Here is a 22,631-nt window from a genome sequence, read left to right as displayed (position 1 = left end):
AGATACCCTTCGTCAGGCCGCCGGCGCCGACATTGTCGTCTCGTCCTGCTTGGGACGATTCGCGGGCAATTGCGTGCCGGTCAGCACATAATAGGCGTTCTCGGCGATGTTGGTCACATGGTCGCCGATGCGCTCGAGATTCTTGGCGCAGAACAGAAGATGCGTGCAGGCGGTGATGTTGCGCGGGTCTTCCATCATGTAGGTCAGGAGCTCCCGGAAGACGGATGTGTATTTGACGTCGATGCGCTCGTCGTCGTTGCGAAGCTTGGCCAGCGCCGTGGCGTCGCCCACCGTATATTCCTGGATCACGGCCTGGACCTGGATCAGCACCAGTTGCGCCATGGAATCGATCGAATGCGTGAGGTCGCGCGGCGCGGCGCTGACGCCGACCGAGCCGACGCGCTTGGCGATGTTCTTGGCGAGGTCGCCGATGCGCTCGAGGTCGCCCGCCATGCGGATCGAGCCGACCACGTTGCGCAGGTCGTCGGCCATCGGCTGGCGCTTGGCGATCAGCGTGATGGCGCGGTCGTCGAGCTCGCGCTGGCGCGCGTCCATGATGGCATCGTCGGAAACGACGCGCTGCGCCATGGCATTGTCGGTCTCGAGCAGGGCCTTGGTCGAAGCGCCGACCATGGAGGCTGCGAGATCGCCCATGTCGTTGATGAGCCGGCTGATCTGCCTCAGATCCTCGTCGAAGGAAGCGACGGTATGTTCGGCCATGATGATGTCCTCGTATGAGCTCAGCCGAAGCGGCCGGTGATGTAGTCCTGCGTGCGCTTTTCGCGGGGCGAGGTGAAGATCTTCTCGGTCCGGTCGAACTCCACCAGCTCGCCCAGATACATGAACGCGGTCTGCCGCGACACGCGCGCCGCCTGCTGCATGTTGTGGGTGACGATGACGATCGTGTAGTCGGCCTGCAGCTCGTCGATCAGTTCCTCGATCTTGGCGGTCGACAGCGGATCGAGCGCCGAGGCCGGCTCGTCGAGCAGGATGACCTCGGGCTTCACCGCAACGGTACGGGCGATGCACAGGCGCTGCTGCTGGCCGCCCGAGAGGCTGAGGCCGCTGGCGTTGAGCTTGTCCTTGACCTCGTTCCAGAGTGCTGCGCGCTTCAGCGCCTGCTCGACGCGGCCGTCCATCTCGGCCTTGCTGATCTTCTCATAGAGCCTGACGCCGAAAGCGATGTTCTCGTAGATCGACATCGGGAACGGCGTCGGCTTCTGGAACACCATGCCGATCTTGGTGCGCAGCAGGTTGAGGTCCTGCGAACGGTCGAGGATGTTCTTGCCGTCGAGCAGCACCTGGCCCTCGGCGCTCTGTTTCGGATAGAGCTCGTAGATGCGGTTGAGCACGCGCAGCAGCGTCGACTTCCCGCAGCCCGACGGGCCGATGAAGGCGGTCACGCTGCGCTCGGGCAGGGACAGGTTGATGTCCTTCAGCGCCTTCGACTGGCCATAGTAGAAATTGAGGTTCTTGACCTCGATCTTGGCTTTCTCGACGGTCGTGTCGGCTGCGTTCAGGTCGGTGGACAACATCGGTTTCATCTGTCCTCTCTGCGTCCGGTTAGGCTGCGGGCGATGATGCTCAGCCCGAGAACCGTCAGGGTGATTATGAGTGCGCCCGTCCAGGCCAGTTGCTGCCATTCCTCGTAGGGGCTGAGAGCGAACTGGAAGATGGTTACCGGCAGGCTGGCCATCGGCGCATTGAGATTGCTCGACCAGAATTGGTTGTTGAGCGCGGTGAAGAGAAGCGGCGCCGTCTCGCCGGAGATGCGGGCGATCGCCAAAAGGATGCCGGTGACGATGCCGGAGAGCGCCGCGCGATAGGCAACCGAGCGGATCACCACCCAGCGCGGCGCTCCGATGGCGGTGCCTGCTTCGCGCAGCGCGTTGGGCACAAGGTTCAGCATGTCCTCAGTGGTGCGCACCACGACGGGGATCACCAGGATCGACAGCGCGACCGCGCCGGCAATCGCCGAGAAGTGCCCCATCGGCCGCACCATCAGCTCGTAGACGAACAGGCCGATGATGATCGACGGCGCCGACAAGAGGATGTCGTTGATGAAGCGCACCACCGTCGTGAGCTTCGAGAAGCGTCCGTATTCGGCCATGTAGGTGCCGGCCAGCACGCCGATCGGCGTGCCGACGACGATACCGATGATCGTCATGACGATGCTGCCGTAGATGGCATTGAGCAGGCCGCCGGCATCGCCGGGCGGCGGCGTCATTTCCGTGAACACGGAGAGCGACACCCCGGAAAGCCCCTTGTAGAGCAGGGCGCCGAGAATCAGCGCCAGCCAGGCCAGCCCGATGCCCGCCGCGACGACGCACAGCGTCATCATCACGGCATTCTTGCGCTTGCGGCTTTGGTGAAGCGATGCGGCAGTCGACATCGGTCAGGCTCCCGTGCGGCTATCGATGCGCAGCAGCATGTAGCGTGCGAGCGCGAGGATGATGAAGGTGATGATGAACAGGATCAGGCCGAGCGACACCAGCGAGGATGTATAGAGGTTGCCGTCGGCTTCGGTGAATTCGTTGGCGATGGTCGCCGAGATCGTCGTGCCCGGCGCAAACAGCGAGGCGCTGATGCGGTGCGCGTTGCCGATGACGAAGGTGACGGCCATCGTCTCGCCGAGCGCGCGGCCGAGGCCGAGCATGACGCCGCCCATGATGCCGATGCGGGTATAGGGGATGGTCACGCGCCGGGTCACTTCCCAGGTCGTGCAGCCGATGCCGTAGGCCGATTCCTTCAGCACCGCCGGCACCGTGTCGAACACGTCCTTGGTGATCGAGGTGATGAAAGGCAGCACCATGATGGCGAGGATCAGCGACGAGGTCAGCAGGCCGATGCCGTAGGGCGGACCGGCAAACAGGCTGTCGAGGCCGGGGATGCCTTTGAACAGCCAGATGATGAAGGGCTGGACCGTCGTCTGCAGGAACGGCGCGAAGACGAACAGGCCCCAGATGCCGTAGATGATCGAGGGAATGCCGGCGAGCAGCTCGACGGCGATGCCAATCGGACGCCTGAGCGGGCGCGGACAAAGCTCGGTCAGGAAGACGGCGATGCCGATGCCGATCGGCACGGCGATAAGAATGGCGATGGCCGAGGTGACGATGGTGCCGTAGATGGGCGCGAGCGCGCCGAAATTCTCGGTGACCGGGTTCCAGGATTCGGTGGTCAGGAAGGAGAAGCCGAACTTCGACAGGGCCTCCCACGATCCGGCGACCAGCGAGATCGCGACCCCGCCGAGCAGAACGAGCACGAGGATGGCGGAAAGGCGCGTCGCCGTCCGGAAAACCATGTCGGTGACGGCGAAGCGGCGCACCGTCGCTTCTCTGGTCCGCAGGGCGGACGATGTCGCGGCTTCGGAAACGGCTGTCATTTAGCCCCTCGCATTTCGAAAGAGACAGGAGGGCGCCGTAGACGCCCTCCTTATTTTGCGGGAATTACATGCCGGAGTAGAGCGGCTTGCCGTTCGCGTCGACGATGTCCTTGCTCCACATTTCCTCGACGCTCTTCACGACCGCGTCGGGCATCGGAACATAGTCCAGGCCGGCGGCCAGCTCATCGCCCTTGGCATAGGACCAGGCGAAGAATTTGAGCGCTTCGGTCGTCGCCGCGGCGTCGTCGGGCTTCTTGTAGACGAGGATCCAGGTGGCGGAGGTCATCGGCCAGGATTCGGCGCCGGCCTGGTTGGCCAGGATGACGCCGTAGCCCGGCTGCGAGCTCCAGTCGGCATTGGCCGCAGCGGCCGAGAACGCGGCGGCGGTCGGCTCGACCTTCTTGCCGTCCTTGTTGATCAGGTCGGTGTAGGTCAGCTTGTTCTGCTTGGCATAGGCGTATTCAACATAGCCGATCGCGCCGCCGGTCTGCGACACGTTGTTGGCGACGCCTTCATTGCCCTTGGCGCCGATGCCCACCGGCCACTCGAGCGCGGTGTTGACGCCGACCTTCGATTTCCAGTCGGCGCTGACATCGGCCAGGTAGTAGCTGAAGTTGAACGTGGTGCCCGAGCCGTCCGAACGGTGGACGACGGCGATCGCCTGGTCGGGCAGCTTGACGTCGGGGTTGAGCTTCTTGATTGCTTCGTCGTTCCAGTTGGTGATCTTGCCGGCGAAGATGTCAGCGAGCGTCGGACCGTCGAGCACCAGCTCGCCCGGCTTGACGCCTTCGAGGTTGACGACCGGAACGATGCCGCCCATCACCATCGGGAACTGCGCGAGCCCGGTGGAGTTGAGATCCTCGCCCTTCAGCGGCGCGTCAGAAGCGCCGAAGGTGACGGTCTTGGCCTTGATCTGCTTGATGCCGCCGCCGGAGCCGATCGACTGGTAGTTGAGACCGATGCCGGTCTCCTTCTTGTAGGCGTCGGCCCACTTCGCGTAGATCGGATAGGGGAAGGTGGCGCCAGCGCCGGAAATGTCGGCTGCCATCGCGGCGGCCATGCTAAGGGTTGATGCCGCAGCCATTGCAATTGCAACGGCCGCAGAGCGGATGAAATGTCTCATGTGGCCTGCTCCTGTTCGGAAGATGGTCTTTCGGCACCCGTTGTATCGGCGCCCGGTCAGCGCAATAGCCCTCGATTATTACAGTCGCATGACAGTTTCGTGTCAGCCCGGTAACGTCTGGACGAGGATGCTCGGAAGGGTTCCGCAGCGGCCTCGAAGGGCCGGACGGAGTTTGCCGCGGAAATCAGCAACTTGTCTGACTTTTGAAACAAAATTTATCCCGGCGGCCGGATGACGGCCGCCGGGAAATAAAATCCGGACGAGAGTGCGTTGCCTGTAAGCCAGAGCGGATCATGGCCTGGCCATCGCCGAAAACAGGGTCCGTTGGGGTAGAGTCGACGCTGTTTCTTGTCGGCGGTCGCTGCTCCCGCCCGTAACCGAAGAGCGGAATCAATGTCATGATTGTCCGAGCTTGGCGCTTGCTTTGGTATGGTGCGATCGCACCATACGCATGCGTCAGCCCCTTGCCGCCGTCCTGCCCGCCAAATTCGTTCTAGCCGGCGTTGCGCCGGGTCTCGACGTCCGAACCCAGCCAGCGCTCGAGCTTTTCGAGCAGCGCCCGCGGACTGATCGGCTTCGGCAGGTAATCGTCCATGCCGGCTTCCAGGCAGCGTTCGCGGTCGCCCTTCAGTGCATGCGCGGTGACCCCGACGATCGGCACATGCGTGTCCATGTCCTCCTCGAGCCGGCGGATGGCGCCCGTCGCCTCCAGCCCGTTCATTTCCGGCATCGATACATCCATCAGGATCATGCGCGGATTGAGCCTGCCGAAGGCGTCGAGCGCCTTGCGGCCGTTGCCGACGATCTCGAAGCGGTAACCGGTCTCGCCAAGAATCTGGGTGAACACCATCTGGTTCACCTCATTGTCCTCGGCGACGAGGATGTCGAGCTCGCGCTCGGCATCGGCGGGGCGCGGACGCGCCCGCGCTGGGGGCGGTTGCAGCATGGCGCGCTCCGATGCCGCCGTCTGCGCCGGAGCGGCTCGCGGGGGGCTGGCGGTGCCAATGGCGGGTTGCGCCGCCGCGCTGCTGTGGCGGTGGCGCTGGATGGTCGAGACCAGCGTTTCCAGGAGAATGGAGGAGCGCGCCGGCTTGATCAGCTGCGCATCGATGCCGAGGTCGCGATAGGCCGTGCCGGCAAGCGACTGGTCGACCGAGGTCAGCATGATGATGGGCGTATGCGCCAGGCCCGCCGTATTGCGCACGATGCGCGCCATCTCGGCGCCGGTCATGCCCGGCATCTGATAATCAAGCACGACGCAGTCGACCGGCACGCCGTAGGCGGCGGCGGCAATCAGCACCTTCAACCCCTCGGCGCCGCTTTCGGCCGCGCAGGAATCGAACGTCCACGACGCCATCTGCTCGCTGAGGATCGAGCGGTTGACGGCATTGTCGTCGACGATGAGCACGCGCGCGCCGGTGACGTCGACCGGCATGATGCGCTGCCCGCCCTGCTCGGCCTTGGGCAGCGTGATCGTGAACCAGAAGGTCGAACCCTTGCCTTCGGCGCTGTCGACACCGATCTCGCCGGCCATCATCTCGACCAGACGCGAGGTGATGGCAAGGCCAAGCCCGGTGCCCTCATGCCGCCTGGTCGAGGAGGTGTCGACCTGGCTGAACTTTTCGAAAACCTGCTTCAGCTTGTCTTCCGGAATGCCGATGCCGGTATCGGTCACGGAAATGGTGAGCCTCGTTCCCGCCGGAACCCGCTCACCCGTCACGTCGACCAGGACATGACCCTTGTCGGTGAATTTCACCGCGTTGCCGAGCAGGTTGGTGACGATCTGCCTTACACGGCCGACATCGCCGACGAACTGGCCGTCGAGGCCCGGCTGGATGCGAACGATGAGCTCGAGGTCCTTCTCCTTGGCGCGCGTCGAGACCAGCGTCGCCACATCCTCGATCGCCTCGGCCAGATTGAAGGGCGCAGGGTCGAGCACCAGCTGGCCGGCATCGATCTTCGAGAAGTCGAGGATGTCGTTGATGATGGTGAGCAGCGCATTGCCGGATTTGACGATGATATCGGTGAACGTCTTCTGCTTCGGATCGAGGTCCGACTTTGCCAGCAGCTCTGCCATACCAAGAACGCCGTTCATCGGCGTGCGGATCTCGTGGCTCATATTGGCGAGGAACTCCGACTTGGCCCGGTCGGCGAGCACGGCGCGCCGGCGCGCCTCGCTGAGCTCCGCCTCGCGCTGCTTGAGCTCGGTGATGTCGGTGGTGGAACCGATGAGATAGAGCGAGCCGTCCGAGGCAATCATCGCGCCCTTGCGCGCGAACTGGTGCCTGACGCTGCCGTCCGGCATCGTCACCGTCTCTTCGATCTCCTGCGTCTCGCCGGTGCGCAGCACGGCAAGGTCGCCGGCGACGAAGGCTTCGCCGTCCGCGCCGAAAATCTCGACATCGGTCTTGCCGATCGCTTCTTCCCTGCTGAAGCCGGTGAGATCGCACCAGCCCTTGTTGACATAGAATTGCCTGAGGTCCGAGCGCTTGGCGTAGATCGACACCGGCACATTGTCGATGAGGCTGCGGAACACCTCGTTCTCGCTCATGCTCTGCCGCAGCGCCTGCTCACGCGCCTTGACGTCGGTGATGTCGGTGCTGGAGCCGACCAGATGCACCGACCCGTCGATCGCCACCAGCCGACTCTTGCGCGTCATCAGTTGGCGCACCGTGCCGTCGCGGTGGGTGACGGCTTCCTCGATCTCGCGTCCCGCGCCGGTCGCCACGACTTCGTTGTCGTCATTGCTGAAACCGTCCGCCTCTTCGGTCGCGAAAAGCTCGCGATCGGTCTTGCCGAGCACCTCGTCCTTGGGCAGTCCGGTCAGCGCGCACCAGGCCTTGTTGACGAATTCTATGGTGAGATCGTCGGCCTTGATGAAGGCTGCCACGGGCAATTCGTCCATCACATGCCGGTAAAGGTCGATCTGGCGCATGGAATCGCGCAACGCCTTCTCGCGCGCCTTGATGTCGGTGATATCGACACGCACGCCGATGAATGTACCGTCGTCGGTACGCATGTCATAGACCTGGTACCAGCGCCCGTCGGCGTTGAGGCGTTCGTAGGCCGAGCTCGGCAAACGGTACCGCTTGAGCATGGCGTCAAGCCAACGCTCGGTGTCGACGCCATACAGGCTGTCGATTCCGGGGTCGCCGCTCGAGCGGAAGTAGCCGACGGAGTGGCCAAGCGCCAACGCCTCGCGAAACGTGCGGCCAGGCTGCCAGGCCGGCTTCAGCGCCGGCAGCGTATCCTGCAGCTTGCGGTTGGCGAAGACGAAGCGGTCGTCGCGATCGTAGATGATGACGCCAGCCGGCAGCGACTCCAGCACGGTGACGAGATTCTTGCGCGCGTCCTCCGCCTCGTTCTCGCGCTGTTTCATGTCGGTGATGTCGACATAGGAGATCAGCCGCTTGCCGCCTGGAAGAGGCGCCAGCGAGGCGATCAGCGTGCGGCCGTCCTTGCGCGGTAACTGCCTGGACCCTGCGCTTCCAGCCCGGATTTCGGCCTCCCGTTCGGCCACATGGCTTTGCCAGGCCTGTTCCTCGGCGCCGAACGGATCGGCATCACGACTGGCTTCCATGAGGTCGCGAAAACGACTGCCGGCCGGAGCGCGCTGCGGATCGATCTGCCAGAAGTCGTAAAATGCCCGGTTGACCACCTCCGCCCGCAATTCGGCATCGAGAACGATGACGCCGATCGGCATCGAATCGACCATCAGCCTGAGATTGGCAAGCGCCTCCGAGGTCCCGGCCATATCGTGGACGTCGCCGAGAAAGGCCTCGTTGCCGCGTCTGTCCGCCTTGTTGTCCGCCTCGACAGTCCCGTCCGTATCCGCCATTCCTACCCCCAAGGCCGAACTGTGCCGGTCCGTCGGGGGAATGTGCCCGACAAGCATTAACGATCCGCTAACCATAATGATTGCAACCGCCTGCCACCCGGTGCCGTTGAGCCATCTTCCGACCCTGGCGCCGGCTGCGGTAATCCGCCCGTTGGCGATGATGGCAACAACGCATTATAAGGTGCCTGAGGTGTTGCTAATGTTTGGTCGAATCGCGGCTTTCATCCTGTGTCCGGCGCTGCTTGCGGCGGGCGGCTGCGCGCGCAGCGACGACGGCACGGTCATCGTCCCTAGCCGGATGGACGTCAGACGTGTCTGGGACAAGGCGCCGCCGGGAACGACCGCGTCGCGGCAGATCGCGTCGGACGTGTTTCCTTTGCCGCCGCCGGGCGCGCCGCAAGGCCCGTCGGTCAGGCGCTATTCCACGTCTCCGGCAAGGCCTTCATATAACCAGAATCTGGCTGATCAGTCTTCGGACGAGCAGACCGCTCTTACCTGCAGGAATGTCGGCGAAACCGGCAAGCGCTACCGCGTCATCTGCGAGTAGCTTTGCCTCAATCCGCCGGTCGATGCCGGCTGGATCCACGGCCCGTGAAGAAAGACAGCCCGACAGATTCAGCCCGACCGCGACCGCGGCGCGATCACGGATCGCTGATGAAACCTTTGCCCGGCGCCGGACGTTGTTGGCGTTGATGCGATCCGCGCAGCGCAGAGGGAGACCGAAGATGTCCATTCACTTCACCGTCTCTGGCCTGACCAGAAACCTGATCCATTCGCTTGGGCTGGATCATGAGCATGCGCCGAGAGCCCTTACCCCCGAACAAAGCCTTCTGCTGGATTGCTACCTTGCCGGGCAGATTCCGGACTCCGCCTGGAACGATTATGTCTTCGAGATGCCGGAGTTGGAAAAGCACGCCCAGATCAGGCGCGCACGCGGTTTGACCTGAAAGCAATTCCAGGAAAGTGCGACACAGTTAGAACATGTCTGCCGAAAGTGGAACCGATTTCGGGATAAAGACATGCCTAAAAACCTAAAGCGCATGGAGCGAATCTAGAAAGATCGCGACGCGCCTTAGGCTCGGTGCCTTCGCCGTGGCCTACTTCTTCGGCGAGTTGAACTGCAGCGTGAAGACGTTTCCGGCGATGCCTTGCGCCAGCGAGGGCGAAAGGCTGAGCGGTAGACAATCGTTCAGGGCCTTGGTCGCAGCGTCGATATACGCCTTACGCGCCTTGTCGTCGCCGCTGACATGGATAGCGGTTGTTTTCGGCGGCCCGATCAGCGTGCCGTCGCGTTTGAAGCTGAAGCTGAGCGTCACCGAGGAATTGTCGGAATTGGCCGGCGGCGTCCAGCAAGCGAGCAAGGCGGCGCCAATCTCGTTCATACCGTTGAGCGGCGCGGCTTCGGCCGCGGCGCTCGCCAAGAGCGCGACCGCAACCGCGGAAAGTTTTACCGTTCTTTTCATCGCCGTCCTCATCCGCTTTTTGCCCGGCTCGCACCTGTCAACCTTAGGTAATGGTAGGATCAATCCTGCCGATGACAATAGGATTTCAACCGGTCTGGCACCGGATAAGTCGTATGTCGTGATTGCCGATGGGAGGCGATACAACCGCCGGAAAAGCAAAAGGCCGGCGCCGGGCCGACCTTTCCCTTCGCCTCCGCTTCGCGCCAGTACATCCGTGGTCGCGGCGAGGACTGTGACCAGTAGACAGGCGTTGGGTAAATGAAACCTTAACCTGAGCCGGCTGTTAGGCCCTGGCCTGCGATTTCACATGCGCGATGTAGCCGCGCACGTCGCCTGCCGGCTCCGCATAGGCCTTGCCGAGCTTCTTTTCCATGGCCGCCATATATTCCTTCGCCCAGCTGGGCAGCGCGTAGTCGATGACCGCCAGGAATTCGAGCGTTGCCGCCAGCCTTATATCGGCGATCGACGGGTTGTTGCCGCCGATGAATGGTTTGCCGTTGCGAAAGAAGGAGTGAAACACCTCGAGCGGCTCGGCGATCGCAGCCATCGCCGCCTTCTGCGCTTCCGATTTCTTGTCGGGATGGGCGTCGCTGTGGCCGACCTCGCCGGCATATTGCGGAAAGCCGAGCGCCGGATACGTCGCGCGCGCGACATAGGGATAGAGCGTGCCGACCAGGTAGAACATGGCGCTATCGATCATCGCCCGCTTGGCCGGCGCCTTCGGATAGAACTTGTCCAGCCCGTGCTTGTTGGCGAGATACTGCATGATGGCGCAGCTTTCCCACAGCACGCCGCGCGGCAGGCCCTTGTCCTCGATCATCGGCGTCAGATGCGCCGGATTGCGCGCCAGGAATTCGGGCGAACGCGTAAGGCCCCAGGCATCGGTCTCCGCCGGATCGAGCCCGGCCGCGCGCGCGAACACCCGCACCGTCATGTTGTTGACGCTCGGCCTCAGCATGCTGAGTTTTATGCCAGGCTTCTTAGCTGGCTTGGCCACTTTCGAGGTCGCCTTCGCGGCCGCTTTGGCAGTCGCCTTCGCCGATGTCTTGGCGCCCGATTTCGCGGCGGCTTTTACCGCGGCTTTCGGCGCGGTCTTGGCAGCGGGTTTCTTCGCGCTCTTTGTTGCGGCTTTTGCCATTTCATGTCCCTCCCTTTGCTTGCTCAGTACGGATTCCTCGGCGCCCTGTTTTCCGACAGGGTTGCGCGTGACCGCTCGACCAGCGCCTGGATGGCGTCGGCAAGGTGCAATTCGGCGATGTTGTAGTCCCCGCGCGCCACGCGGATCTTGTGCGCCTCCATCAGCACGTCGGCATGGGTGAAGCCGGACGGCGGGTCGAAGCGGTAGGACGCGAGCTCGATCAACAGCCCGAGCGGATCTTCGAAATAGATCGAATCCATGAAGCCGCGATCCTTGACGCCGCTGTGCTTGATACCGCGCTCGTCGAGCCGCGCGACTGCCTGCAGGAAGGTGACCCGCGACACCGAGAACGCGATGTGATGGACGCAGCCTATATCGGTCGGTGTCCGCCGCTTGACCGGGACCCGGGTCTCGTCGGTGAAGACGGTGATCAGCCGCCCGTCGCCGGGATCGAAATAGAGATGGCTTTCGCTCGCCTTGTCGAGATTGGGCTGCTCGAAGATGAAAGGCATGCCGAGCACGCCCTCCCAGAAGTCGATCGAGGTCTGGCGCCCGGCGCCGACCAGCGTGATGTGATGAACGCCTTGCGACTGCAGCTTCCGCATTGGACTCCTCCCGCCCGCACTTGCGGCAGGCTTTGTGCAAGGGAATGCTAAAGCAACTGCAAGCGCTGCGCCAGAACGGACGAACGCGCGAACGCCAGATTGGACCCAGCAGGGATTGGTCTTTCGGTCTACAGGAGAGTTGCTTGGTACGCCCAAGGGGAATCGAACCCCTGTTCCCGCCGTGAGAGAGCCCCAAATCCGTCCCGCTATGTCCCACGTTGTTTCGTATAAGCATCTGATGTTATTATATTAATTCCCTAAACTGTCCCGCCCTGTACCGCCCTGTGACAAGCTGTTATATTTCACAAACGTTGCACAAAGGCAATCCAGGAGGCCAAAATGGCAAAGCGCGTTAGGGACGTAAATCTGGAATCGAGAGCAGCCCGCGAGAAGCTGAAAGCGAGAGGCGACCCCTACTACCGCAGCATCGCTGAGGGGCTGCATGTGGGTTATCGGAAAGGGAAAGTCGCTTCAGTCTGGGTGATGCGTTCGTACGTCGGCGACCAAAACTACAAGGTCGCCAAGATCGGCACTGCTGATGATGTGTTGGACGCGGACGGCGTGGAAGTGCTCAACTGGTGGCAGGCCGTCGATAAGGCGCGTGCCATCCTGGCGGCGAAGCGCGAGGGTCCAGCGTCGCCCTACACTGTGGGCGAGGCGTTAGACGATTACCTGGCTCACGCCAAGGAGCGGCAGAAGTCGTATCGCGATACAGAGATAACCGTCGAGCAGCTTATCCGACCCGAGTTCGGAAAAATCGTTGTGGCAGACCTGACGCCGGAGCAGATACGGCGATGGCATAACAAGCTTGCCGCCACGCCCCCTCGCCTCCGTACCAAGAAGGGTAAGGAGCAGAAGTTTTCAACCATCCAAATGGACGACGAGACGAAGCGCCGACGCAAGTCCACGGCGAACCGGGTGCTGACCGTTCTCAAGGCGGCTCTCAACCGAGCCTTTCGCGAGGAGAAGGTGAAGGATGACAAAGCATGGCGGCGCGTTGAGGCATTCGAGGACGTGGACAGCGCCCGCATTCGTTTCTTGCACGTGTCGGAAGCGCAGCGGCTGATCAACGCGAGTGCCGCCGACTTCCGCAAGCTAGTGCAAGCTGCGTTGCAAACGGGCTGCAGATATGGCGAGCTCTGCCGTCTGCGCGTCAGGGACTTCAACGCTGCAGCCGAGACACTGGCGATCCGTGTAAGCAAGACAGGGAAGCCGCGACACATCAACCTGACCGAGGAAGGGGTAGAGTTCTTCAAGTCCATCACAGTTGGCAGGGAAGGCTCCGAACTGATGCTAGTGAAGGCCGATGGAACGGAGTGGCGTGAGTCGCATCAGTCGCGCCCGATGATCGAGGCATGCAAGCAGGCGAAAATCAGCCCTCCTGTGAAGTTCCACGAGCTGCGCCACACGTGGGCGAGCTTGTCGGTCATGAACGGAATGCCGCTGATGGTGGTGGCGAAGAACCTCGGGCATGTTGATACCCGCATGGTCGAGAAGCACTATGGTCATCTGACGCCCTCGTATGTGAAGGAAGCAATCAAAGCCGGCGCTCCTCGCTTTGGCGTGGTGGAGAAGACGAATGTCGAAGCGCTCCAATCGTGAACCCAATCCTGAGCGGGATGGCCTCGACCAGTGGCTTGGCCTGAAGAAAGAAGTGATCGCTAAGCGTTACGCGAAACTGATCGAAGCCCGGCAGCACGACCCCCAATATGAGGACATGTTTCACGAAGGGATGCATGCGGACTTAGTGACAGGGAAAAGCAAGCTGAATGGGGGCAGGCCACGGGGGTCCGTCAGGCCTAACGTAAAGCTTGATTTAGCGGTTGCCGAGTACTGGCGTCGCGCAGCGGAAATTCGAGCGGAGGGAAACCTCTACGGAAAGGCGGAAGACTTAAGGAAGACTATCGCAGCCGAGTTTGGCGTCGTTGATGGTCGCTTAAAGAGTCGTCTTAGCCACGGGAAAATCCGCAAAAAACCATGACCACTTCGTTGCGCTAGCGTTTCTATCCCACGCTGTCCCAAAGTGTGCCCCTAACAACGGAGCACATTCATGGAAACGCTTCTCCCGTCATATACCATCGATGAATGGTGCGAGATCGAAAAGGTCAGCCGCACCAAGTTCTACCGTCTGCGGCAGCTTGGCACCGGGCCAAAGCTGATGCGCGTTGGCGGCCGCTACATGATCTCCCACGACGCCGCTCTTGCGTGGCGGGAAGCGCGCACTGCTGAAGCGCTGGAGGCAGCTTGAACAAAGCCATGGCGCGCGTGAGCGAGGGTGCTTGTGCTTTCTCCCCTCGCAAGGTCAGCGACCTGGCATAGCGCCCGCTCTCCGGTTTGCTGTTTCCTGAGAGCGGGCGCCCCCGTCAAGAAAAACCCGCCGCGAGCGATTGAGCCGCGCGGCGGGCAGAGAGCTGAGGGGACTTGCGGTATCCTCGACGGGGACATTAGCCGCGAATTGTAACCATAACAAGGACTTGCGGCTCATGGACCAATTTAGCGACGATCCCATACTCGCACTGTCGAAACGTTTCGACGGATATGAAAAAGCCTACGGAGTCTACGCCACCGGTGCGCCCGATCCAAAGGGCAAGGTGCAGGGGAAAGCTCAGACAGTGCATGAGCCCATCACCGTTGGCCGTTGGCGCGCGCACGTTGAGGGCAATCCCCCTGGAATTGGCATCATTCCTTTGAAACAGGACAACACGGTTGTCTGGGGCGTGATAGACATTGATATCATTGGCATTGATCACAAGGCGCTCGAAGCCAAGATCACGCAGTTGAAGCTCCCGCTCATCGTCTTCCGATCCAAGTCTGGTGGGGCACATTGTTTCCTGTTCACGAAGGAGCCGGTCGCAGCTGGGTTGATGGTGGAGAAGCTGACTGCCATTGCCGCCGCTCTTGGGCATGGCGGATGCGAGATCTTCCCAAAGCAGACATCGCGTCATGATGAACGCGATACCGGCAATTGGCTGAACATGCCATATTTCTACGCAGAGCGAACAAACCGCTACGCCATCAAAGATGGTGAGGTGCTTTCCCTCCCTGCGTTTCTAGCACGTGCAGCCGATACGAGCGTCACAGAAGCCGAACTTGCGGCGATTGAAGTCCTGCCACCCTCTGCGCCGAACGATCTGCTTGCTGACGCACCCCCATGCCTCCAGTTCCTTCACGCCCACGGCGGCTTCCCTGATGGGACGCGGAACGATGGCATGTACAACGTTGGTGTTTACCTCAAGAAGCGTTTCAGTGACGACTGGAAGGACAAGCTCACTGCCTACAATGCGGAAATGTGCGACCCGCCGTTGACGCTGGATGAAGTGAATACTATCGCCAAAAGCGTCAGCAAGAAGGACTATTTTTACCGGTGCGGAAAGCCACCGATTAAGGACTATTGCGACCGAGCCGTATGCAAGACACGTGCTTGCGGGATAGGCGACAGCGGGCCGGAACTTGGCCAGCTCACCAAATACATGAGCGATCCTGTTTTATGGTTCCTTGAGATCGACGGCAAACGCGTCATGCTGGAGACGCGAGAGTTGATGAACCAGAAGCTATTTCAAGAGAAGGTCGGCCAAGAAATCAATCGCTATCTCCCTACATTGCCGCAAGCGCAATGGGAGCGAAAGATCGACACCGCCATGCGCAACTGCACCGAGGAGCCGGTACCAGAGGAAGCGTCAACGTTCGGTCAGTTCAAAAGCATCGTTCATATGTACTGTCGAGGCCAGGCGCGCACGACGACCAAGGCGCAGTTGGCGGAAAGTCATTCACCCTTCATCACGGGCGACGGTGAGGTTTGGTTTAAGGCGATCGGATTGCGAAAATATCTCGATGTTCAAGGCTTCAAGTTTAAGTCGATGCATCACGTTTTCCAGATGCTTCGAGACATGGGGTGCGTGCATGAAACATTGAGGGTGAAGCCAGGGGCCGGCGGCACTGTCAATGTATGGGTGATCAAGGAGGATGCGCTGCCGCCTGAGTCCGAGGACGAGCCAGCCCTAGCGTTTGGAAGTGGGACAATCGAGTTCTAAGGCGGTTATGGCGGTTATGGCGGTTATGCTAATACGCACGTAGCAAAAAAAAAATTTGTTTTGCTTTTGCGAATGTCGGGATAACGGGATAACCGGCACCCGTTAAAGCATTGCAACTGTTGTGCTTTCGCAGGTTATAGCAGTGAGTTATCCCAGGTTTTTGGACCATAACAGGGATAGCAGTGAACCCATATCCGACGTGTGCGGGGAACTGTTTCTGAAAATGCTCCCCTGTGTGCGCATTAAGGGCGGCGCAGCTAGCGCGCCAAGCGCTTCTGGAAATGCCATGGCGTGCCGGGCAGAGCCGGGCTGTGGGGCGGAACCGCCTCGTGCCCGAGTACTACACTGGAAGCAGCGAGACGCCCCTGTAGGCGGCTGTATTTCGGTGATGAAGAAACCCGAAAAATCGGGTGTTTTCCCACGCCCCTTCGCTCCTCCCCTGTAGCGCAGCACTGGCGCCCCCTCTAACCAACCCGCAAAAGCCAAGTTAAGGCTTGAACACAGCGGGAACCGCTACAGTTTGCGACACTATAATACAAATAAATACAGTGCTTTAAGCTTCGCTTCCAGCTATGCTTTGCTTCATCTGTCTAATCGTTGTGCAATATGACAGGAAAAATGGAAGCAAAACTCGCCCATGGATCGCCCACCCGATCAGCCCCCTGTTGCTTATGCGCCGTCCCCGCAGCGCTCCCAGATAGCAAATGGCAGCGCCACCCTGCTTGGCGCGAAGGACGAGCGTTCCGTCTACGTGCGCCGCATGAAGGAGATCATCGCGGAGCACTTGGCCGACCGAGGCGGGCTTGATGCCGTGTCAGCCGCCGAGAAGTCCACGATCCGGCGCGTTGCTGTGCTGACCATCGAATTGGAGAAGCTTGAAACGCGCTTCGCTGAGGACCCGACAGTCGGGGAGCGGACCCTTGACCTGTACAGTCGCACCGCCGGGAACCTTGGTCGCCTGTTGGAGAGGCTAGGCATGAAGCGCCGGGAAAAGCCGCCCCAGACGATCAAGGGATATCTCGCCGCGAAGAAAGGGGCATCGGCATGACACCTCTCGTCACCATGCGCCATGCACTTGAAGACGAGAACCTGTTCGGGACCATCTTGGCCGGCGACAGTTGGTTGCCGTGGCGCATCCTGCTGATCGCCATGATGGGCGAGCCGCTTACGGACGACGAGCGCATCGTCTTCACCGCCCTCACCCAGCGCGAGCATGAGCCCCTCCAAGCTTGCGAGGAATTCTGGGGCGTCATCGGACGGCGCGGCGGCAAGACCCGCGCCATGAGCGTCCTCAGCACTTATCTAGCCGCCTTAGTCGATTGGAGCGACGTGCTCGTGCCCGGTGAGATCGGGAAGCTCCAATACATGGGCTACAACCAGAAGCAGGCGAACATCGCTTTCGAGTATGCGAAGGCAATCTTTACCGATCTGCCCCTGTTCGCCCAACAGGTCGAAAATATCAGCGCCGACATCATCAAGCTTAAGACCGGCATTGAGCTGGAAGTGCGGGCGGCGACATGGCGCGGGTTGCGCGGCGTCACCAGCATTGGCGCAATTTTCGATGAATTGGCGTTCTTCCAGTCCGAGGAGCATAGCGCGAACACAGACAAGGAAATCCTCAATGCCGTTCGTCCCTCGCTCGCCACCACGTCTGGACCATTGATCGCGATTAGCTCGCCGTTCGGCAAGATGGGAGAAGTATACGCGGCGGTCCAACGCGACTTCGGCCCGAAGGGCGATCCCTTAGTTTTGGTAGCCCGCGGGGCCAGCCGTGATTTCAATCCGAGCCTGCCGCAGCGTGTCGTTGACCGCGCAGTGCAAAAGGATGCAGCCGCGGCGAGCGCTGAATGGTTGGGACAATTCCGTGAGGACCTGGCGGCCTTTGTGGACGCCGCAATTGTGGAAACGTGCATGGCCAAGGGCTTGGCAGCTATTCTGCCAAACGCGTTGCGGCAACCCTACACGGCCTTCTGTGACCCGGCGGGCGGCAGTGGCACCGACTCGATGACATTGGCAATCGGGCATGATGGGTTGGACGACAGGCAGCTTGGCAAGGATCTGATTGTTCTGGACAAGGTGGTCGAGGTGAAGCCACGGTTCAGCCCAGACCTAGTGGTGGCGCAGTTTTGCGAGACGCTGAAGTCATATGGCTGCGACAGCGTGCACGGTGACAACTACGCGGCTCAGTGGGTCGTTGATGCATTCGACCGACACGGCATCCGATATTTGAAGTCCTCGCTAAATAAGAGCGAGTTGTTCTTGAACTTCCTGCCGATGCTCAACAGCCGCTCAATCCAGCTTCTGGATCACGGGAAGCTGGTCAGCCAGCTCGTCGGTCTGCAAAGACGCGTCACAGGCGGGGGCCGCGAAGTAATCGACCATTCTCCGAATGCACACGATGACGTTGCGAACGCTGTGGCTGGATGCCTAGCGCTCATCGCGCAAGCTCGGCGTCAGACGGTCACCAAAACCACGGCCATTCCGGTATGAGTGATATGAGAAGCCATTCAACCGAACTGCCAAGGCTCCTGCGTCCGGGCGACTACATAGGTGCCAATGGCCACATATGGGTCATCGCCTTTGTGCTGGATGCGCATGACGTAGCGGGCCTGCCCGACTGGCCGCATTACTTCGCGGTGCGGCTCCTGCGTGATGGCACGCGGTCGGTGGTCATCTACAACCTGTACCCCGCCGATGATCGGTTGCACCACAGCGCCAGCCAACTGAATGGCATCTACACGCTGCACGAGGACAATCGCAAAATGGCGTTTCTGTGCCGCGATTGTGAGGACGGCATGTTCGCACGGCTTCAGCGGGCAACGGGCGGTAGCGAATGGTCCACCCGCTGGCGCATCGCTTTCAACAAGCTGACAGGGGCGGACGTTCCTGCCAACGCGAACTGGCGGCAAGCCCTACCGGGAGAAGTCTGATGACCGTTGCGGTTGGCGACATCGTTCTGCTCGGGAGCGGTCTGAAATATTGCGTCTTGGGTTTCGTCGGCAACGCGTCCGGCGGGCAAGACGCGAAACTGATCCGCAAGAACTCGGACGGTTCATTCAGCGGCTTTCAGAAAAGCACGTCGATGCTGATTCCGGCAGAGACGCCAACCTTCGAGTCCGGCGAAGCCGTGAAAGTAGATGGCTTACCCGGCGCGTTCATGAGCTTCGACGGCGACGACGCGCGCGTGCTGCTCGCGCCACGAAGCCGTGCGCTACCAAACGGCGGGTTCATAGCGATTGAGGCCGCAACCTGCCGGGTCTCGCGCGCCCTGCTCGTTCTGGAAAATAGAAAAGTCTGATGGAGAGATTATCATGGCAATTAAAGTCCCCCTAGACCTGAACGAAGCATTCGTGGATCGACACGCAGAGATCGATCCGACTACCGGCTCCCCTGTCGCTGATCCTGTGATGAGCAGCTTATCGAACGCGGTGAAGCTGGCGCGCGAGGGCGCAGTAAGCCTGCGCGACTATGAAACAGCGGCGACTGCCGACCGATCCGTGACGCCCGAGTGGAATATTCTGCGGATCGCGGAGGCTGCACGCAAGACCGGCCAGCGCGTTGCGGGGCAGATGGACGCCGCGCGCAGCAAGGCTATCGCTGAGATAGAGGCCATTGAGAAGCGGATCAGCGCCCCGCCCGCTCCCAAGGACAACGTTGCTCTATCCATCGAGAGTGACATCACGCGCACGCTAGCGTCTATGGGCGACAAGGAACGCACCGACGCCGTCGCAAAGGCGAAGGCTGACAACAACGAGACGATCCTCGCTGCCATCCTGCGCAGGCCTGCCATGGTTAGCGGCTTGGGCGAAGCGCAGCTGGAGAGCATTCGCCATCACTATCGGGCGCACCTCCATCCCGCCGACTACGCCCGCCTGCAAAGGCTGCGGAAGGCGGTGGAGGCGACCGAGCGGTCAGGCCACCTGTTCGTTTCCATCGTCAATTCCGCTGCCGATACCCCTGCGGCTCGGCTGGCGGCAGCCAATGCGCGGGCGGTCGAAGATGCGCAGCGTTTGCATGCAGGACAAGGAGCATAAACATGGCTGACATTTTTTATGAGACTGGCGGCGTGAAGCTGCGCCGGAAGATCACTGTAGCTGAGCTGGAATCAGTGCCGGAACCCTATCGCCTCGCCTATGGTGAGCGTGGGCATGCGGACGGCGATCTTGTTCTGTCGAGCCGTGCAGCGGACTACGCCACGTCGGCTCTGGCCGAGATTGCCGAGCTCAATGCGAAGATCGAAAAGCTCAAGGCCTAAGGGCCGGCGAAGGTTGAAGCGGCGAAAAAAGCGCGCCGCGATGGGCAGGTGGAAAGTGCGTTGCACCGCGCCCTGACGAAGGCCCGCGTCAAGCCCGGCCTCGTTGAAGGCGCGATAGCGATGCTGATGGAGCAGAACGAGTTCGAGTTGGAGGCGTCTGAGACGGGGAAGGGCTTCGTCGTTCTAGCGAAAACGCGCTATGGCCTGAGCAGCGTCGATACAATCGTGGAACGGCTGGTCCAAGGCGAAGAGGGAGCGGTGTGGCTTGATAAGCGATCCGCCCCCTCTGCCGGCTACTTCAATTCGCTTCTGTCTGGAATGAAGGAGCGTCGCTGACGGTCGCTCCCTTGCCGAAGGCGCGTGCGGCCTTTGCCTTGGGCTTCTTACCCTCGCCCACGCTGTAGTGCATCGCGCCATCCTTGAGGGCGCCGTTAACGGCGACACCGCCGCGCTTCACATCGCCTATCAGCGAGTAGGCGGCCTGCTTGCTGATTGAGAGCTTCTCAGCGATCTGCTGGACGCTCACGCTACCCTCACGCAGCATTTCCAGAACGATGGACTTCTTGGTGGCAGGCTTGGCGGCTTCGGTCTTGCTCTTGGACATTGCTGATTCTCCTGTCTGGTTGTGTCCTTGTTTGGACGAAGACAGGTGTAGGGCAGCGCATCAGATCGGTAGACGAACTGATAGTTGTCACCAAAACGGTTACAATTTTTGCAGTTGTAACCAAAGCGGTTACAGATTCGGCGAAGGTCAACGCCAGCATGTCAGAATTGTGTGGACAGCTTAAATTTTAGGGGTATTGCCGTGACATTGGCGAGTACCTGTGGAGCCCCTTAGCAACCAAGGACTAAACCCCATGACATCTCTCCAATTCGCCTACCTACTGCTTGCCATGGCTTATCTCAACGCGGTGATGGCGCTGTACTCCTCCCATTAAACGGAAAACGCCGGCCCCTATGGCGAGAGGCCGGCGTTTCGGGTGGGAGCCCTGAACATCCGTATCGTCCGTTTCAAACACCGCAACTCCGGTCGAACCGGTGCTGCCCCAAGGAGAAGACCTCCTTTCCTTGGTGTGGTTGAATTGGGGGCAACACCATGCTGCCCCCATCACATGCAAAGCTACGGCGGGGTGCTGGTTGGTACAAGGACTGGCTAAAAGAGATAGTAGCCGATGACCTTGTAAATGACCCAGATAAAGCCGCCGAGGACAACCAGAACGAAAAAGTCGTCGTGGAGCTTGTCAATCAGGGTTTTGCGCCTGCGCCGGAAAGGGTACGGGCTGGTCGTGTATTCGACCTGTGCCTTGTAGTCCCTCCACGCTCTTTGAAGCGCGCTTTTCGGTTCATCAGACATTCTGCATGTGCCGCCGTAAGGTGCGATTAACAGGGCGGCGGATATGGTGCGCTCAAACGGAGCGCTATGCCATGGCTAAAATGTCTGATGACGAGAGGGTCGAAAAAGCGATCAGGAAGCTGCAGAAGGCCCTCGGCGAGCTTCAGGCGATGAAGATCCATTCGCTCTGGACCGACCAAAGGAAGAGGCTGAAGGCCGCCGCCCTTGCCATTGAGGACTTGGAACGGGACGTCCCTAGCTTGTGGGATGAGGGAACGAATCGCTAGCCATATTCCACAGATATTGCACAACGCCGGAAGTAACAGGCGACAAAGACAGAAGGTCGAACAGGGTAAGCCGCTGTTTTACCTACGCATTTTCGGGATGGGAAGCTTGGTACGCCCAAGGGGAATCGAACCCCTGTTACCGCCGTGAGAGGGCGGTGTCCTGACCGCTAGACGATGGGCGCGCTCAAGAACCGGCTACATAGGCTGGCGGCCGCGAAAAAGCAACCGAGCAGATTCCGGAAAAATGTCGTACGGTTTTCCGACAAGAATTGCGACAAAACAAAAAACCTAAGCGGAGCATTCACTGGCGTGCCCGATGAGTGCTCCGCTCCGGGTTTCGACCGCTTCGCGCGCTTCGCCGGCCGCCACCGGTCAGCCCTGCCGTTTCGGCTCGATCAGGTCCCAGAGATTGCCGTAGAGATCGGAAAAGACCGCCACCGTGCCGTAGGCCTCGAAGCGCGGCGCCTCGCGGAACTCGACGCCCTTGGCGAGCATCGCCTGGTGATCGCGGGAAAAATCGTCGGTCTCAAGCAAGAGAAAGACCCGGCCGCCGGTCTGGTTGCCGATGCGGCTTGCCTGCTCTTCGCAGGATGCTTCCGCCAGGAGCAGCCTCGCCCCCTTGCCCGTCGCCGGCGCGACGGTGACCCAGCGCTTGCCGCCGCCGAGATCGACATCCTGGCTCAGCGCGAAGCCGAGCCGCTCGACATACCAGGCGATCGCCTCGTCGTAATTGGCGACGACGAGCGCGACGGTTGCAATGCTGCGCTGCTCGGCAAAGCCGCTCATTTGTTGCGAACCGCGAATTGGCCGATGATGCGGCGCTCGGCGATGTCGTAGACGAAAATCGAACGGCCGCCGTCGGCAAGCTCGGCGTCGATCGACAGGCGGTTGCCGGAGAGCGACTGGCTGATCACCTTGGCGCCGACGGGCAGCACGATGTCGCCCGAGAGCGGCGCACCGGCCGGAGCCTGGACATTGCCGGCGGGCGCCGATCCGGTCACCGGCGCGTTGCGGGCTTTGTAGACAAGCGCCCCGATCACCACCATAAGGGCGAGGAACAGAAGGCCGAGATTGACGATCATGAAGCGGACGAGCTTGCGGCGCACATTCTCGGCCGCGGGGTCGAGCGGCTTTTCCTCATCTTCTTCGGCGATCGGCCGGGCCATGGCTAAACAA

Annotated in this window: 27 protein-coding genes and 1 tRNA gene; 13 read left to right on the top strand and 15 right to left on the bottom strand. The window is 61.0% G+C overall.

The genetic code is table 11. The features are described 5' to 3' along the window. Positions 1–12: 12 nt before the first annotated feature. From phoU to LB525_RS17985, 7 genes are all read right to left on the bottom strand, one after another. Positions 13–720: a phosphate signaling complex protein PhoU gene (phoU, locus tag LB525_RS18015; protein WP_095767370.1), complete on the bottom strand. Its 708-nt coding sequence runs from the start codon at positions 718–720 to the stop codon at positions 13–15. 20 nt (positions 721–740) lie between these two features. Next, entirely contained in the window at positions 741–1,544 is an 804-nt protein-coding gene (pstB, locus tag LB525_RS18010; protein WP_140545897.1) for a phosphate ABC transporter ATP-binding protein PstB, read from the bottom strand. After that, positions 1,541–2,392: a phosphate ABC transporter permease PstA gene (pstA, locus tag LB525_RS18005; RefSeq protein ID WP_095767368.1), complete on the bottom strand. Its 852-nt coding sequence runs from the start codon at positions 2,390–2,392 to the stop codon at positions 1,541–1,543. Before pstA ends, pstB begins: the two co-directional genes overlap by 4 nt. A gap of 3 nt (positions 2,393–2,395) precedes the next feature. After that, positions 2,396–3,382: a phosphate ABC transporter permease subunit PstC gene (gene pstC, locus LB525_RS18000; RefSeq protein ID WP_224545608.1), complete on the bottom strand. Its 987-nt coding sequence runs from the start codon at positions 3,380–3,382 to the stop codon at positions 2,396–2,398. 64 nt (positions 3,383–3,446) lie between these two features. Then, on the bottom strand, positions 3,447–4,505 hold the full coding sequence (gene pstS / locus LB525_RS17995) for a phosphate ABC transporter substrate-binding protein PstS (protein ID WP_224545607.1): 1,059 nt from the start codon (positions 4,503–4,505) through the stop codon (positions 3,447–3,449). Positions 4,506–4,998: 493 nt separating this feature from the next. Continuing rightward, positions 4,999–8,343 carry a response regulator gene (locus tag LB525_RS17990; protein ID WP_224545606.1) on the bottom strand — a complete coding sequence of 1,115 codons (3,345 nt, stop codon included), beginning with the start codon at positions 8,341–8,343 and terminating at the stop codon, positions 4,999–5,001. A 442-nt stretch (positions 8,344–8,785) separates the two neighbouring features. Then, positions 8,786–9,076, bottom strand: a complete 291-nt coding sequence (locus tag LB525_RS17985; protein WP_224545605.1) for a hypothetical protein — start codon at positions 9,074–9,076, stop codon at positions 8,786–8,788. Between LB525_RS17985 and LB525_RS17980 the strand changes: the two genes are divergently transcribed. Continuing rightward, the gene (locus LB525_RS17980) at positions 9,069–9,290 is read left to right on the top strand and encodes a hypothetical protein (protein ID WP_140545139.1); all 222 of its coding nucleotides are present in this window, start codon (positions 9,069–9,071) and stop codon (positions 9,288–9,290) included. The two genes, LB525_RS17985 and LB525_RS17980, sit on opposite strands and share 8 nt — an antisense overlap. A gap of 150 nt (positions 9,291–9,440) precedes the next feature. On the opposite strand, the gene LB525_RS17975 is transcribed toward LB525_RS17980, so the two are convergent. The 3 genes from LB525_RS17975 to LB525_RS17965 form a co-directional block, all read right to left on the bottom strand. Further along, positions 9,441–9,806, bottom strand: coding sequence for a hypothetical protein (locus tag LB525_RS17975; RefSeq protein WP_224545604.1), 366 nt, complete (start codon positions 9,804–9,806; stop codon positions 9,441–9,443). A 283-nt stretch (positions 9,807–10,089) separates the two neighbouring features. Next, complete coding sequence (locus tag LB525_RS17970) at positions 10,090–10,944, bottom strand: glutathione S-transferase family protein (RefSeq protein WP_224545603.1); 855 nt, start codon at positions 10,942–10,944, stop codon at positions 10,090–10,092. A gap of 23 nt (positions 10,945–10,967) precedes the next feature. After that, positions 10,968–11,549, bottom strand: a complete 582-nt coding sequence (locus tag LB525_RS17965; RefSeq protein ID WP_224545602.1) for a VOC family protein — start codon at positions 11,547–11,549, stop codon at positions 10,968–10,970. 339 nt (positions 11,550–11,888) lie between these two features. On the opposite strand from LB525_RS17965, the gene LB525_RS17960 reads away from it, so the two are divergent. The 11 genes from LB525_RS17960 to LB525_RS17910 all read left to right on the top strand — a co-directional run bounded on the left by LB525_RS17960 (position 11,889) and on the right by LB525_RS17910 (position 20,171). Next, positions 11,889–13,151: a tyrosine-type recombinase/integrase gene (locus LB525_RS17960; RefSeq protein WP_224545601.1), complete on the top strand. Its 1,263-nt coding sequence runs from the start codon at positions 11,889–11,891 to the stop codon at positions 13,149–13,151. Then, positions 13,129–13,530: a hypothetical protein gene (locus LB525_RS17955; protein WP_224545600.1), complete on the top strand. Its 402-nt coding sequence runs from the start codon at positions 13,129–13,131 to the stop codon at positions 13,528–13,530. Before LB525_RS17960 ends, LB525_RS17955 begins: the two co-directional genes overlap by 23 nt. Positions 13,531–13,599: 69 nt before the next feature. Continuing rightward, complete coding sequence (locus LB525_RS17950; RefSeq protein WP_224545599.1) at positions 13,600–13,797, top strand: helix-turn-helix domain-containing protein; 198 nt, start codon at positions 13,600–13,602, stop codon at positions 13,795–13,797. A gap of 235 nt (positions 13,798–14,032) precedes the next feature. Next, positions 14,033–15,580 carry a TOTE conflict system archaeo-eukaryotic primase domain-containing protein gene (locus tag LB525_RS17945; RefSeq protein ID WP_224545598.1) on the top strand — a complete coding sequence of 516 codons (1,548 nt, stop codon included), beginning with the start codon at positions 14,033–14,035 and terminating at the stop codon, positions 15,578–15,580. Positions 15,581–16,217: 637 nt separating this feature from the next. After that, complete coding sequence (locus tag LB525_RS17940; RefSeq protein ID WP_224545597.1) at positions 16,218–16,628, top strand: hypothetical protein; 411 nt, start codon at positions 16,218–16,220, stop codon at positions 16,626–16,628. Further along, the gene (locus LB525_RS17935) at positions 16,625–18,070 is read left to right on the top strand and encodes a hypothetical protein (protein ID WP_224545596.1); all 1,446 of its coding nucleotides are present in this window, start codon (positions 16,625–16,627) and stop codon (positions 18,068–18,070) included. Before LB525_RS17940 ends, LB525_RS17935 begins: the two co-directional genes overlap by 4 nt. Continuing rightward, positions 18,067–18,510, top strand: coding sequence for a hypothetical protein (locus tag LB525_RS17930; RefSeq protein WP_224545595.1), 444 nt, complete (start codon positions 18,067–18,069; stop codon positions 18,508–18,510). The genes LB525_RS17935 and LB525_RS17930 overlap by 4 nt, the downstream gene beginning before the upstream one ends. After that, positions 18,510–18,878 carry a hypothetical protein gene (locus LB525_RS17925; protein ID WP_224545594.1) on the top strand — a complete coding sequence of 123 codons (369 nt, stop codon included), beginning with the start codon at positions 18,510–18,512 and terminating at the stop codon, positions 18,876–18,878. Before LB525_RS17930 ends, LB525_RS17925 begins: the two co-directional genes overlap by 1 nt. A 13-nt stretch (positions 18,879–18,891) precedes the next feature. Further along, positions 18,892–19,614: a hypothetical protein gene (locus LB525_RS17920; RefSeq protein WP_224545593.1), complete on the top strand. Its 723-nt coding sequence runs from the start codon at positions 18,892–18,894 to the stop codon at positions 19,612–19,614. A 2-nt stretch (positions 19,615–19,616) separates the two neighbouring features. Next, positions 19,617–19,835, top strand: coding sequence for a hypothetical protein (locus LB525_RS17915; RefSeq protein WP_224545592.1), 219 nt, complete (start codon positions 19,617–19,619; stop codon positions 19,833–19,835). Between the two features lie 60 nt (positions 19,836–19,895). After that, positions 19,896–20,171: a hypothetical protein gene (locus LB525_RS17910; RefSeq protein ID WP_224545591.1), complete on the top strand. Its 276-nt coding sequence runs from the start codon at positions 19,896–19,898 to the stop codon at positions 20,169–20,171. Here the strand turns inward: LB525_RS17910 and LB525_RS17905 are convergent. Then, positions 20,134–20,439 (bottom strand): HTH domain-containing protein, encoded by a 306-nt coding sequence (locus LB525_RS17905; protein WP_224545590.1) that lies wholly within the window; start codon positions 20,437–20,439, stop codon positions 20,134–20,136. The genes LB525_RS17910 and LB525_RS17905 overlap by 38 nt on opposite strands. A gap of 549 nt (positions 20,440–20,988) precedes the next feature. Continuing rightward, positions 20,989–21,189: a hypothetical protein gene (locus tag LB525_RS17900; RefSeq protein WP_224545589.1), complete on the bottom strand. Its 201-nt coding sequence runs from the start codon at positions 21,187–21,189 to the stop codon at positions 20,989–20,991. Between the two features lie 71 nt (positions 21,190–21,260). Here LB525_RS17900 and LB525_RS17895 point away from each other — a divergent pair, with 71 nt between their 5' ends. Further along, a complete protein-coding gene (locus LB525_RS17895) occupies positions 21,261–21,455 on the top strand; it encodes a hypothetical protein (RefSeq protein WP_224545588.1) in 195 nt (64 codons plus the stop codon). Positions 21,456–21,562: 107 nt separating this feature from the next. On the opposite strand, the gene LB525_RS17890 is transcribed toward LB525_RS17895, so the two are convergent. The 3 genes from LB525_RS17890 to LB525_RS17880 form a co-directional block, all read right to left on the bottom strand. Then, positions 21,563–21,637, bottom strand: a tRNA-Glu gene (locus LB525_RS17890). A 190-nt stretch (positions 21,638–21,827) separates the two neighbouring features. Continuing rightward, positions 21,828–22,241, bottom strand: a complete 414-nt coding sequence (locus LB525_RS17885; RefSeq protein WP_224545587.1) for a VOC family protein — start codon at positions 22,239–22,241, stop codon at positions 21,828–21,830. Beyond that, positions 22,238–22,621, bottom strand: a complete 384-nt coding sequence (locus LB525_RS17880) for a fimbrial protein (protein ID WP_224545586.1) — start codon at positions 22,619–22,621, stop codon at positions 22,238–22,240. Before LB525_RS17880 ends, LB525_RS17885 begins: the two co-directional genes overlap by 4 nt. Positions 22,622–22,631: the final 10 nt, after the last annotated feature.

The sequence above is a fragment of the Mesorhizobium sp. CA16 genome (assembly GCF_020165175.1).
Taxonomy (GTDB): Bacteria; Pseudomonadota; Alphaproteobacteria; order Rhizobiales; family Rhizobiaceae; genus Mesorhizobium.
This window is presented reverse-complemented; position numbering and strand designations above follow the sequence as displayed.